The 13,459-nt window shown below is 45.9% G+C and carries 9 protein-coding genes and 1 pseudogene; 2 read left to right on the forward strand and 8 right to left on the reverse strand.

Going from position 1 to position 13,459, the window contains the following annotated elements; genetic code table 11:
- Positions 1–273: 273 nt before the first annotated feature.
- Positions 274–1,407, reverse strand: a complete 1,134-nt coding sequence (locus AB5Z12_RS16595) for an ROK family transcriptional regulator (protein ID WP_368356929.1) — start codon at positions 1,405–1,407, stop codon at positions 274–276.
- Positions 1,408–1,738: 331 nt separating this feature from the next.
- On the opposite strand from AB5Z12_RS16595, the pseudogene AB5Z12_RS16600 reads away from it, so the two are divergent.
- Both AB5Z12_RS16600 and AB5Z12_RS16605 read left to right on the forward strand, forming a co-directional pair.
- Positions 1,739–2,656 (forward strand): annotated as a pseudogene (locus AB5Z12_RS16600) (ParM/StbA family protein).
- A 3-nt stretch (positions 2,657–2,659) separates the two neighbouring features.
- Complete coding sequence (locus AB5Z12_RS16605; protein ID WP_010782300.1) at positions 2,660–2,977, forward strand: hypothetical protein; 318 nt, start codon at positions 2,660–2,662, stop codon at positions 2,975–2,977.
- Positions 2,978–2,979: 2 nt separating this feature from the next.
- Here AB5Z12_RS16605 and AB5Z12_RS16610 read toward each other — a convergent pair whose 3' ends face one another.
- The 7 genes from AB5Z12_RS16610 to AB5Z12_RS16640 form a co-directional block, all read right to left on the reverse strand.
- Entirely contained in the window at positions 2,980–3,294 is a 315-nt protein-coding gene (locus tag AB5Z12_RS16610) for a hypothetical protein (RefSeq protein ID WP_010782299.1), read from the reverse strand.
- 82 nt (positions 3,295–3,376) lie between these two features.
- A complete protein-coding gene (locus AB5Z12_RS16615; RefSeq protein ID WP_101885224.1) occupies positions 3,377–4,414 on the reverse strand; it encodes an alpha/beta hydrolase in 1,038 nt (345 codons plus the stop codon).
- Between the two features lie 682 nt (positions 4,415–5,096).
- On the reverse strand, positions 5,097–6,191 hold the full coding sequence (locus AB5Z12_RS16620) for an alpha/beta hydrolase (RefSeq protein WP_055267539.1): 1,095 nt from the start codon (positions 6,189–6,191) through the stop codon (positions 5,097–5,099).
- Entirely contained in the window at positions 6,188–6,544 is a 357-nt protein-coding gene (locus AB5Z12_RS16625; protein ID WP_010782296.1) for a family 78 glycoside hydrolase catalytic domain, read from the reverse strand. The genes AB5Z12_RS16620 and AB5Z12_RS16625 overlap by 4 nt, the downstream gene beginning before the upstream one ends.
- Before the next feature lie 266 nt (positions 6,545–6,810).
- Positions 6,811–8,163, reverse strand: coding sequence for an MFS transporter (locus AB5Z12_RS16630; RefSeq protein WP_055267537.1), 1,353 nt, complete (start codon positions 8,161–8,163; stop codon positions 6,811–6,813).
- A 14-nt stretch (positions 8,164–8,177) separates the two neighbouring features.
- The gene (locus AB5Z12_RS16635) at positions 8,178–11,021 is read right to left on the reverse strand and encodes a family 78 glycoside hydrolase catalytic domain (protein ID WP_368368712.1); all 2,844 of its coding nucleotides are present in this window, start codon (positions 11,019–11,021) and stop codon (positions 8,178–8,180) included.
- A gap of 180 nt (positions 11,022–11,201) precedes the next feature.
- On the reverse strand, positions 11,202–13,457 hold the full coding sequence (locus AB5Z12_RS16640) for a beta-glucosidase (RefSeq protein ID WP_368356922.1): 2,256 nt from the start codon (positions 13,455–13,457) through the stop codon (positions 11,202–11,204).
- Positions 13,458–13,459 lie beyond the last annotated feature (2 nt).

Below are 13,459 nucleotides of genomic sequence, written 5' to 3' on the forward strand. Positions count from 1 at the left end.
GCCTTCGGCTATATCCTTCCCACTACCGGGCGGATTCGGGACTTTAACCCGTTAGAAACGTGCGCCGCCAGGCGCACCACGCAAAAAAACGGAAAGGAAACCGTAGTTACTGTTTTCTTTCCGTTTTTTACTATAATTTCTTTTTTTAATTTTACACAACTTCTCGTTTTTCACACATATAAAGCGGACATCCGCATTCGCTTTGCAACCTGTCAGTGGGAGCTGTACCGTACGGAATTTTCAGTTCAGAAAATTCCTACCTGTGAACAGTTACTACAATTCTACCATATGTTTTGTGAAAAAGTATTTCGCGGCTCCAACAGCTGACGCTTCTTTCTTATACGAACAATTTTTCAAGTATGAAACATCGTGCTCAAAGCCATTATATGCCATCACTTTTTCTCCCAGTGGTATCATATAATCTGACAATACACCTCCCACATCACCTCCTAGTATGATATCCATATCATATGCCATCCGCAGATTTGATATCAAAACAGCAAGATGATCCAGATACTCATTCCATTTCTGCAAAATTTTTTCATTACCACTTTCAATTTTTTCCATAAATGCATCCAGTGACTGCCTGTTATCTTTTGTCAGTACACTTGCAGCACAATATGCATCCGCACATCCTGATTTACCACAATAACACTTTCTTCCACCGGGAACGAGTATCATGTGACCAAACTCCCCTGCTTTCTGGTTCTGCCCTCGAAACAGCTTTCCATCTATGCAGAATGCACCTCCTAAGGTGTGGTTCAAAGACAGATATATCGCATTTGGATACTTTTGCTTTTTTTCTGCAAGCATTGCAGCATTAGCATCGTTTTCAAAATATACTGGAATTTCCAGAGCCTGCTCTAAAAAACGCAGACTATAATTCTCTATGCCTAAAGCATGAGATTTTAAAACGATCTGTTCTTTCTGATCAATGATTCCTGGAATCGCCACTCCAATCCCAAGTAGCGTATCCTTCGCTAATTCGCCTTCCAGAAAAGTTTTGACCTTTTGTGCCACCTCTGTACAATAGGATAATTCTGCCGTAAATTTTAAACGGATGCGATCCTTTTTTATAATCTCATCTCCAAGATTTACTAATACCATTTCTATATGATTCGCTGTAATCAAAATTCCCATTGCATGACAGTACGACTTATTAATCCCTATACTTTTTGCCTTCCGTCCACCGGTCGAAGCATATTCCCCAGTTTCTTCCAACACCATTTTTTCTAACAAGTCATTCACATTTGCTAATACAGTCGGCATACTCAAGTTTAACTCTTTTGCGATTTCTGCCTTGGATGTGACATGATTGTTCAGCACATAATTAATTATTTTTTTTCTTGTTATATTTCTTTTATCTTTATTTTCCGTTTTCTCATCCTCTTTTATTAAATATTTTATTAAAGAATTATATGCTTTTTTATTCTTCTTGTAAAGTAATGTTTTATAATAAAAATTTGCTGCATTTAAAAATGCTACTTTTAAGAATCAAATTTGCCGGATACCCAATCACTATATTTTTCATTCACGTTATCTCCTCATAATTACTGTGGTAATTCTTTACCAAAATGGAAATTCAATTTTACAACTTTCCAAACATTCACTCAATTTCTGACTCAATTTCCCCTCAATGCCTTTTTCCTCCGATCTTCGTATGCTTATCTCGCAGCAGAGCAGTACCACACCGGTACGACCTGTTGAATCAATCAATACGAAAACGGAGGTATTTTTTATGCGAGAACTCAGAAACACAAAAATCATTGCTGTAGATCATGGCTACGGCAATATGAAAACAGCAAACATCGTCACACCAACCGGCATCAAAGCCTATGAAACCGAACCAATCTTCACCGGGAATATTCTGGAATATAACGGCATTTACTACCGGATTGGCGAAGGACACAAAGAATTTATCCCGGATAAAGCTATGGACGAAGAATATTATCTTCTGACGCTAATGGCTATTGCAAGGGAACTGAATGTCTTTTCCATCCGTGAAGCAGATGTCCATCTGGCTGCCGGACTCCCTCTGACATGGATCTGAACTCAAAGAGAAGCTTTTCGTTCCTATCTGCTCCAGAATCCAGAAGTCCGTTACCTTTTTAACAGCAAAGAGTATCATCTCCACTTTGTGGGATGCAGCCTTTACCCACAGGGGTATCCGGCTATCGTAAACCAACTTGGAGATTTCAAGGGAACCAATCTCCTTGCAGATATCGGAAACGGAACCATGAACATTCTGTATATCAACAATAAGAAAGCGCAGGAGAGCCGATGCTGGACAGAAAAACTTGGTGTAAACCAATGCATGATTGCTGCAAAGAACGCTGTTCTGGACAAATTCGGAGTGAAAATTGAAGAATCCACAGTAGAACAGATTCTGCGGTTTGGAACAGCTGACATTTCAGCACCATATCTGGATTGTATCAGTTCTATTGCCAGACAGTATGTGGCAGAACTTTTTTCCACGCTCCGCAAATATGAATACAATCCTGACCTGATGCGCCTGTATGTGGTTGGCGGCGGTGGATGCCTGTTCCGTAACTTCGGAACGTATGACAAATCACGAGTCACCATCATTGATGACATCTGCGCCACCGCTAAAGGTTACGAATCTCTTGCTTATATGAGCCTGAAAAGGAGGGGATAAACCATGCAGAACAATATCCGCAACACAAACCTGCGTTTTAATCTGGACAAAGAACAGCAGCGGAGAGCCTGGGAATATTTACAGACAATGGACAGGCAGGATTTTAAATCTTACAGTCAGGTAATCTCTCTTGCACTGGTAGATTATTTTGACCGCTACTACCGCACACGGGCTGATCCTTATCTGGAAACAAGAGAACGGGAAGAACTTTTTGTGAAACAGATTGTAGATGCAGTGGAAAACAGTCTGAAACAGGCATTGCCACTTTTTCTTTCCGGACTGACTGCAGGCATGGCGCAAAGGGAGCCCCAAATCAGGTAATGTCATGATGCCAAGGTCAAAAGGTCTAAATCCACATGAGCTTGCTCATAAGTGGATGAAAGGCCTTGGGACCCGCCCCAATATGAGCCTAAAAGTGGGATGACAATCCCACGATATGCGAGAGGCTCGTCCGATAACATAACGGAGAGGATCCCCAACCGCTCAATTCCCACCGTATTCCAGAAATCCGCCCCGCTGTCCGCCTTTTTCCGCTCAAAGGACACAACGCCCACCGGCCGGAGCATCCTGTGCTTCAGCACAGGCTTTAATTTTTCAGCCTTGCCCAAAAAAGAATCATTGTTTTTTACCTGTCCCATACTGTCATTTCTCCTGTTCTCCCACGCTTTCGGACATGCCGCACCGCGGCACAAACAACAGTTGAAATCCGTGAAGAGCAAATCAACATTTCCGATGCTCCTCCCAGAATGCGACTGCATCCCGCAGCCAGCCCTCTGCCGCAGTATCTATCCCCAGGCCAAAGCCATGACCCAGCTTATCATACATGACGATATCGACATTTTCCTGCCCCAGCGCTTTCCTGATGTCCGGGATGATCTTCTCCACGGCCGCAAAACCGGTAGGGTCATCCCGCCCGACCCTGGAAAATATAGCAAGCCCCTTGTCCTCCTCGTGAACCTTAAGCTCCCAGTGCAGGCCATAGATGGGGAAGATGGCGGCGGGCCTTGGCAGATTATGTTTATGGCAGCAGTCCTTATAATCAGAAAATGCGTAGGCTGTCGTCATCAGGCCTCCAGCGGAGAACCCGAACATACCAAAGCCGTCCATCGTATAGCCGTACTCTGCCTGATGCCCTATCAGATACCTTACCGCCGGCAGCACATCCTTGGATGCCTCCCCGCCCTTGGCCTGCGGTTCGGTTTCATGCAGCTCCACATTCACACGGTAGACCAGCACAAACGCACTGTATCCCCTCCTGTGCAGCTCCATGGCTGCCGGGATGCTCTCCAAATAAGAGGCTACGCCGTCAAACCCGCCGCCCGCAATCAGCACAGCCACGGGCTTCCCTGGCTCCCCTTGGAACAGGATCCCCTGTACCTTTCCCTTGTCGGGATCACGCCTTACCTCATCCTCCGCATAAAGCCCGCTGATGAAATGCACCTTTTTCAGCCCTTTCTGCTCCACGACATAGTTGAAACCATCCACGATGCTCTGCGCCTGTGCGGGCTGCCCGATAAGATTGCACAAACCATGGACGCTCATGCCTGACATGGCATATATTTCCTTTGGCGACCCGGTCTTCATAAAAAGCTCCGGCCTGCCCTCCCATACGGGATGCTGCAGGAAGAACGCAATCTTGTCATTGATCGTAGCCCTGCGGAACCCTCCCGCGACATTGTAAAACTCCGATTCCTTTACCTTCGGCATATGCTTGACGCCTAAGATTGCCGGCCAGAACAGCCCTTTGTACTTACCCATGTTTTTTTCCTCCTTATCTATTTCAGAACGGTCTCGGAAACTCCATAAAACCCGAATCTCCGCTCTTTTTGTACTTGTTACTTTTTTCGTTTCCTCCCATTTTCAGAGAGGGATTTTAAATTTTTTCAGCAAATTTCCAAAAAACTATTGTCATTTCTCGTGAATTGTGCGCCATTCACTACACGTTGATATTCCACTCCTTTTGCGGTTTACCAGTGCCAAAAGACATGATTCTGTCAGTTTTCTGGTAGCTTTCCATGAATTTGAAAAACACATGCCCGACCTGCACATATCAAATATGTGCCTTGATTCTGCCATGGATAACTATCCAACATATAAGCGGACTCTTTCCCCAATAGCGTTTGTTTCAGCTCTCATTCAAGAGGGCTGCTTACCATGTCTTTTTTTTACTGCAGCTCTTCTAAACATCATCTCCTCCGCTCGCAAACCACTGTATTACTGATTTGCTGGAATACTCTCTGAATTATATCAATTATTTATTGAGTTTCCGAGACTACTCTGCGAATAATTGGGAGGATTGTGGGAGTGCAAAGCACGGAACAATCCGTAGGCATCATAGTTGGGGGCTTTTGACCCCAACATCTTTAAAAAAGGTCAGATGTTTTATAATTTTATAAAACACTTGACCTCTCAAAATTCACTCTTCCTGTTCTTGAAAAAATTATTTCCGATGTGCCTCCCAGAATTCCACTGCCTCTTCAAACCAATGAGGTACTATGGTATTGGAACCAATACCAAATCCATGTCCGAGATTATCGTAAATCCGTACAGACACATTGTCCTCACCCAACACGGATTTCAATTGCGGAAGTCTCTTCTCTACATTTCCGAATCCGTATTCATCCTCGCGCCCTGCGATGGAAAATACCGCCAGTCCCTTATCCTGCTCAAGCGCTTTCACATTCCAGTCCAGACCATACATCGGGAAAATCACTTTCGGTCTCGGCAGTTTTACTTTGTGACAGCAGTCCTCGTAATTTGCGAAGGAATATGCCGTAGTCATCATGCCGCCTGCCGAGAAACCGAATATCGCATAGTCATCCATATCCACAGACAGTTCCTGCTCATGCTCCTTCAGATAACGGATTACCTGCACCAGCTCCCTGACCGCTGCCTGCCCCTGTTTTTCATGTTCCGTTTCTCCCAGCTGTTTGCCAATCGGGTAACTGATTACCAATACGGAGTACCCCAACTTGTGTAATTTCATTGCCACGGGATATCCCTCGCAGTCCGTCACATTACTGATAAATCCACCTCCGGGAACGACCACCGCCAACGGTTTTCCTTGCTTTCCTTTGTAAAACATTCCGGTCAAATGAGACTGATATGGATTCTGTTCTATCATTTCTTTCGAGTTAATATCGGAAATCAACTGCGCCTCTCCACTTTCCACAAGCCGGGTCAGGTAATTAAAAGCCTCCAGTGCATTTTCCATCTGATCACTTCTGCCCTGCGCTTTTAGAAAATCTGCATATTTTGCCGGGGCAATCGCTTTTAACACGTTATCCTCAACATTAAAAAACATATGCTTATAGCCGCCAAACACCGGATGCTGCATAAAAAATGCCATTTTATCATCTTTTTCCGCTTTCCGGAATGTTCCGTCTGCCTGATAATAATCTTTCTTTTTTATATTCGGAAAACCGCCGATGCCAAACAGTGCCGGCAGAAACATCGCATTTTTCTTATAAACATACCCCACAAAGCCGACTGCTAAAATGAGCAGCACGAGCATTATCATTGCCAGAATTTTCATATGTTCTTTTCCTCCTTATCTCTTGCCCAAAATTGTCCTGCGTGCGCCACTGCCGTAAAATCTTCCGGCTTTACCGGAGCATCACATATCACTCTCACATAGCGGAAACCATGATATGTAAAATGCGGTCTGTACTCTGCGGGTTTCCCGTTAGATATATATACATCCGTCTGTGTATGACCTGTCATGTCAGCACCAGCTATATTATTAAAATAATTCCCCTGAGAATCCTTGGTCTCAAAGTGATCTAGTATCAACTTTGTTCCTGCGGGCAAATCCACCTTTACCCGCAGTACACCTGCCAGATTCTGACCGAAATCGATAATGGTCTCTCCCTTTGGGCTTACCTCCATACCGACCGCCTCCACTTCTTTCACCGGCCGCACAGGTTCACCATACTGTACCATCGGCAACTTTCAACTTATCGTCAGAGAGAACTGTCTCAAATGTGCCGTCTTCATACTCAATTCTCGTTTCAAACAACACTGCGCACTCCACTCCCTTTTCATAAAACCTGTTTCAAAGGAGGATGTGGCGGTGGCGGTATCACCGGTGTTATCCGTCGCTGTGGTTGTTTACTTTTAATCTTGACAGTTCCATCGCATTCTCCTTCAATATGTTACTTATTGCTGCGCGCTGCGATTGCCGTGTGCATTTCCTCTACTGCTTTTTTATCCAACGTATACTGTGTACCAAAAAGAATCGCCCCTGCGGCAGTCAGGATAGTCGGAAGTATCAGTACGCAGAGGATAATTCCTGTATTGATACTCTCCGGCTGGGCAACCGAGCCGGTAACAAAACCTGTAGCTGCCAATACATACCCCGGAATCGCTCCTCCGAGTCCCTGCGCCACTTTTGTAATAAAAGATGTAAGCGATGCGATCGCCGCTTCTGCACGTTTTCCGGTTTTATACTGCACGTAAGTAGTATTATCTGCCTGTATACTGGTTGTCAGCGGTGCTATACATCCGCCTGCCACACCTCCTGCCACTGTACTAATATAGATCAAAAGCATAGATCTCACATCAATCAAACGCAGTGCGGAAAACAGGATGGATACGACGATTGCCATTACAAAAATCTGTTTCTTTCCAAACCGGTTTGCCAGAATTGGTCCAAGGAAAATTCCCACCAGAGCAGTTATCATTGAAACAAGTGACACCCCTGACATAAGCGTCATATCACCCAATATATATGTGTAAAAATAAGCGCCGGCTCCTCCTGCTATATTACTGCCCACCCCGACTACCAGTGCCACTAAAAACAGTGCCCAGACAGGTTTATACCGCAAAAACTGTAACAATTCCCTGAATGTATAACTTTCTTCTTTTTTTCCTTCAAAAGCTACTCTTTCCTTTACACAAAGAGCCCCTGCAATAGATAAAACCAACACCATGGCCATGGAACCGAAAATTAACACGTAATAGTTCTGTAACGTTCCTTCCGCCACAAGAATCGGTGCTGCCACAGCCAGTACCGCGCTACCTATCATTGTTCCCAACGCGTTGAAAAGTGACAAACTGTTTCTCTCCTTGTCATCCGCGCTCATGACCGGGAGCAAACTGTTCTTGGAGATATCCATAATATCAAACGTCCAGCCCAGCAGCAGATACGTCACATACACAATCACATATTTTCCGACCGGAATCCAGACTGCGCCAAACCACAGTAAAATATAATTTATAACACAGATGATTGTTCCCAGAATAATCATAGGGCGAAATTTTCCCATTTTTGTTACCGGAAATTTGTCCAGAAAATATCCCATAATCGGGTCGCTGATTCCATCCACCACCTTGGATATTAAAAACAGGGTCGCCAGTGCTGCCGGTTCCAGACCAACCACATTCGTATAGTAAATCATAAAGAATCCTGACAATAATCCCATCAGTGGAATATTTCCCGCACATACCATAAATAAGCCCATTTTTTCCACGATACTAACCTTTTGTTTTTTACTCTTCTCACTCATTTGTTCTCTCCTCGTTAATATTGTGATAATGCTGTATTCAACATCTCTGTCTGCCCTTCATCCATCGGTCCGGAAAACATCTCCGCCACCTGTCGAAACGACAGTCCATAGACCGCATCCGGTATCATATCCACCTCGGTCATCGTCGACAAAAATGCCCGTATCTGCGGATGGTTCAGCAAATCTTCCAGCTTTGACTCCACGCTGTATATTTTCTTTAACTTCTCAGTTGCCTCATATACGACTTCATAGTTTCCTGCAGTGATATAACAAATACCGTTCACCACTGTTGCGAATAGTGGATTTGTCTTATCTTCAAACAGAATCTCCGGAGCATGCGGCAATCGCACCTCGCCTTCTCCGCCAAACGGAATCGTAATTTTGATTCTAATCCTGTTATCCTCCATAATTTCCCAGCTGCATGCATACTGTCCGACGGCCGAATCATACACTGCCTCTGCCCTTCTCAAATCATAATGGACATTCGGACAAATTGCAATCCTTCTTCCTCCCGGAGATTCTTCCAAAAGATGGATTCCTCCCACATGGCGGAACATCCATTCCAGAATCGCCCCGTAAGAATAATGGTTGAGACTGTTCATTCCGGTACTGGATATCTTACCGTCTTCATCCAGTGAATTCCATCGTTCCCAGACTGTGGTGGCTCCCAGTTTCACTTCGTGCAGCCACCCCGGATACTCCTCGTTCAAAAGCAGGCGGTAGGCGGTATCCGTCATTCCGTTATCGGTCAACACATTGCACAAAAGAGAGGTTCCCACAAATCCGGTATTCAATTTGTTTCTGCTCTCGCGGAAAAGTTTCTTTAACATCTCTCTGGTCAGCTCTTCGTCCTCTGACAAATGATATTTCAGAGCCAGCAGAAGACCCGTCTGTGTCTTTTCCGCGCATCTTCCGGTCGGGGTAAAATATTCTTCTTTTACCACACGCCATTGTTTTTCGGCGATTTCCCGATATTGTTTTTCCTCTTCCTTTCGCCCGAGAACCGCCGCTGCCTTCGCTGTAAGCTCCGCGCTTGCCGCATAATAAATATCCGCAATATAGCCTTCATCGGTCGCTCCGTATACATTTCCCGCCGCGGCTCCCACCCGGTCAAGCGCCAGCCAGTCTCCGTAATGGAAGGAATGTCTCCATCCGTGGTGCTCTCCGTCCACCTTACGGATATAGTCCACCCAAGCCTTCATACTGTCAAACTGCTGTTCCAATATGGCAGCATCCCCGCTGAACAGATAGACATTCCACGGAACGATACAGGCCGCATCGCCCCATGCACAGGAACATTTCGACGGACCGAAGGTCGGCACCACCTCCGGAACCATCCCTCCGGCAATCAGCTGTTCCTTATACAAATCGTACAGATATTTTCTGTAAAATGCATAGGTATCCGCCAGATAACATGCCGTACCCGAAAACACCTGTGTGTCGCCTGTCCATCCCATGCGCTCATCTCTCTGCGGACAGTCTGTCGGCACATCTAAGAAATTATCCTTCATGCCCCATTCCACATTGGAAATCAACTGATTTACCAGTTCATTTCCTGTCTGTATACTACCGGTACCTTCGTAATCACTGTAGAGTGCCATTCCCGTAAAATCTTCACAGGAGACATTGGTTACCCCGCTGATTTTTACATACCGGTATCCGTAAAATGTAAAATGCGGAACAATGTCTTTTTCTTCCCCGTCAGAGATATACACATATTCCGACAAAGCGGTTCTTAAGTTTTCGTTATAAAAACATCCGTCCTGCAGGATTTCGCCTGTCTGGATTCTGATTTCTTTTCCTTTCGGCTCATGGACATGAAGTTTGAAAATCCCGGTAATCTCCTGCCCTAAGTCAAACACCCATTCATCCTTCGGGGTGTGAATCAGTTCCTTCGGTGTAAACTGTTCATGCACAGTCACCGGAAGGGACAGCCGCTCCGTCAGTCGCCCCTGCGGCGCCTCCGCAAGCTGCGCGCTGACAGGTTCGACAGGTTCCAAGGTATCATCCCGTTTCTCCCCGTCATATATATTGGAAAAAAACAGATTGCTCCTTGTCACTTCCCATGTGTCATCCGTGCCGATTATCTCTTGTGTGCCATCCTCATATTCCAGATGCACCTCTACCAGCAGTTTCCACTCGTCGCCGTAAAATCCTTTCTGTTCTGTCTGATTGAGCCCGAACCTCCCTTTGTACCACCCATTCCCCAAAAGAACGGACAACACACCTTCGCGCTGCATCTGCGCGGTCACATCATACGTCTGATACTGTAACCACTGATTGTAGTTATTGCAGTACGGGGTCAGATATTCTTCCCCAATTTTCGCGGATTTTAAAATATCTGTTTCGGTTTTCTCTCCATCCGTAAAATATGCCTCATAAAGCCCCAGTCCGCAGAGATAGAGACGGGCTTTTTTTACCTTTCCACGGGGAATGATTCGCTTTGAGAAAATGGGATGGCGTTCCATCCTGCTGTCGCAGGTAATCCATTTTCCCACCCACGGCTCGTCCCTCTTTGCCGTCTCAAAGAACTGTACGTCGGACTCCAGCACTTCGTCTGCGTCCGTAGTAACGATTACCTTCCAGTAATATCTGGTACAAGGCTCCAGATTCATCTCCGCTTTTACAGCCAGACTGTCGAGCTTTGCCTCCCCGGTGTCCCAAAGAACATCCGCGAAGGTTTCATCCTTTGCCACAAGGATTCTGGCACATCTCTGGTTCTTTCCCCTGCATTCTCTGACCTTCCACGAAAAAACCACCGGATTCAGTAAAAATCCCACCGGATTCGTGATATGATTTGTTTTTGCTGCGTAAATCTGATTCATATTGCCGTTTTCCAAGCTCCTTCCTTTTTTCATTGTGTACACTGTAATTCGAGTATAATGGATTTGCCTCATAAAATCATTTACGGAATTTCATCATTTTACCTACCAAACTTAAGATTTCAGCTCTTTGTTTACCTGTAAATCAATTCTTTCAACACAATCTCTTCTGCCATATTACGAATACCATTTACCGCTACCTCATCCTCAATTATCCTATTGTGCAAGTAAACAATTCAGCTGCCCGATCAGCTGTTCCACCTGTTCTCCCGGCATCTGTCCCAGCAGAAATTTCAGCGGCATTTCCCGGATAACTTGCTCTCCCAGCTTCTTGTATTCGTCACTCATACCTTCTGCTGATGCGGCTGCTGCTGCCAATGGAGCCAGCAGTTCCGTAATAACGGGAGCGGTTTTCGTATGATCCAATAATTCTCCGAACGTTGTTGTGAAATCTACGCAAAGGGGCAGTTCTTTCTGTGTTTCAAATATAATATCAGCATGTAATCGGACGTCATCAGAAGCATGGCCGATCAGGATCCGATATGTTCCGGATGGCGCATACCAGTCCCCGAGACGTTCTTCATAATAGGAAAGATCCCTCGCCGAAATTTCCATCGACACCGTTTTTTCCTCTCCTGGCAGGAGATGAACTTTGGCAAATCCTTTCAATTCCTTGACCGGTCTCTCCGATATGCCGCACAGGTCAGCCACGTACAGCTGTACGACTTCTTTTCCTTCTGTCTTTCCTGTATTTTTCACCTTGAAGGAGACCGTCAGGATATCCTCATCCGTCATTTGAGCCGATGACAAATTCAAGTCCCCATAAGCAAATTCCGTGTAAGACAGCCCATGTCCGAATGCATACCGCACCGGAACCTTCTTTGTATCATAATAGCGGTACCCGACAAAGATATCCTCACCATATAACACCCGCTTTCCATTTCCTGGGAAATGAAGGTAGCTCGGATTATCTTCCAGCCGGTACGGGAATGTCTCCGCCAGCCTGCCGGACGGATTCGCTTCTCCGTATAACAGCCGGTCACAGGCTTCGCCAACGCCCTGACCTCCGAGATACATTTCAAGGATCGCGCTTACTTTATCAGCCCAGGGCAGTTCTACCGGGCTTCCATTGTGGAGTACAACTACAACATTAGGCTGTACTTTCAACACTTCTTCGATCAGACGGTCCTGGCATTGGGGCAACTTCATAGATGTTCTGTCATACCCTTCCGACTCAAATATCTCAGGCAGACCGGCAAAGATCACCGCGACGTCTGCTTCTGCAGCAGTCCGAAGCGCTTTTTCTAGCTCTTGTTCCGTCATCGCGTCATTTTCCATAGAAAATCCTTTTGCATAAGTCACGCTACGCCCTTTTTCTCCGGCAGCATCTAATGCCGAAACAACCATGAACGGATTGATATGGCTGGAGCCGCCGCCCTGATACCGCGGCTTTTCGGCAAATTCCCCTATATAGGCAACCTTTCTGTCTGTATTCAACGGAAGTATACCGTTATTTTCTAGCAGGACCGCACATTCCGTCTCAATATCCGCTGCTTTTTTATGATCTGTTTCCTTATCAGATATAATTTCCGGACAATGCTGCTCTTCACCGGCAAATACAACATTCAATACCCGCTCCACCGCTTCATCCAGCACAGCTTCGTCCAGTCTTCCCTCCTGTACTGCTTTCACAATCTGTCTGTCATTGTATCCTCCGGAATAAGGCATCTCCAGATCCAGTCCGGCCTGCAGTCCTTTCACACGGTTATTTACAGCGCCCCAGTCACTGACGACGCAGCCTTTGTATCCCCATTCTTTTCTCAGGATATCTGTCAGAAAATATCTGTTTTCCGAAGCATATTCTCCATTTATTTTGTTGTAGCTACACATGACGGTTCTTGGAGCTGATTCTTTCACCGCTTCCTCAAACGCAGGCAGATAGATTTCCCTGAGCGCACGTTCTGACACCTCGGAAGATATCGTCATACGGAGTGTTTCCTGGTTATTCAGTGCGAAGTGCTTAATGCTTGTCCCCACGCCCTGACTCTGTACTCCGCGGATATATGCCGATGCCATCCTACCTGCCAGATATGGATCCTCCGACAGATACTCAAAGTTCCGCCCGCATAACGGGCTCCTTTTAATATTCACCGCCGGGCCAAGCAGCATGCTTACATTCTCGGCCTGACACTCCGCTCCCAGCGTCTCTCCCATCCGTTCCATCAGGTCAACATCGAAGCTGGAGGCTGTTGCACAGGCTGCTGGGAAACAAACGGCCTTCACACTTTCATTCAATCCCAGATGATCCGTTTCCCCTTCCTGCTTTCTCAGTCCGTGAGGGCCGTCCACCATCATAACTGACGGAATGTTCAGTCGTTTGATTTCTTTCGTATGCCAGTTATCAGCGCCCGAGCAGAGACTTGCCTTCTCTTCCAGCGTCATTTTTGAAATCAGTTCCTTTATTCTGTCCATCG

Origin of the sequence: Ruminococcus sp. RTP21358st1_G6_RTP21358_211008, assembly GCF_040908885.1 — a bacterium.
Classification (GTDB): domain Bacteria; phylum Bacillota; class Clostridia; order Lachnospirales; family Lachnospiraceae; genus Blautia_A; species Blautia_A faecis.

Coding starts and splice junctions, on each gene's coding strand:
- AB5Z12_RS16635 (WP_368368712.1), bottom strand. CDS start 11,021: ATGAAAAAAGGAAGGAGCTTGGAAAACGGCAATATGAATCAGATTTAC.
- AB5Z12_RS16615 (WP_101885224.1), bottom strand. CDS start 4,414: ATGGGTAAGTACAAAGGGCTGTTCTGGCCGGCAATCTTAGGCGTCAAG.
- AB5Z12_RS16605 (WP_010782300.1), top strand. CDS start 2,660: ATGCAGAACAATATCCGCAACACAAACCTGCGTTTTAATCTGGACAAA.
- AB5Z12_RS16630 (WP_055267537.1), bottom strand. CDS start 8,163: ATGAGTGAGAAGAGTAAAAAACAAAAGGTTAGTATCGTGGAAAAAATG.
- AB5Z12_RS16620 (WP_055267539.1), bottom strand. CDS start 6,191: ATGAAAATTCTGGCAATGATAATGCTCGTGCTGCTCATTTTAGCAGTC.
- AB5Z12_RS16640 (WP_368356922.1), bottom strand. CDS start 13,457: ATGGACAGAATAAAGGAACTGATTTCAAAAATGACGCTGGAAGAGAAG.
- AB5Z12_RS16625 (WP_010782296.1), bottom strand. CDS start 6,544: ATGGAGGTAAGCCCAAAGGGAGAGACCATTATCGATTTCGGTCAGAAT.
- AB5Z12_RS16610 (WP_010782299.1), bottom strand. CDS start 3,294: ATGGGACAGGTAAAAAACAATGATTCTTTTTTGGGCAAGGCTGAAAAA.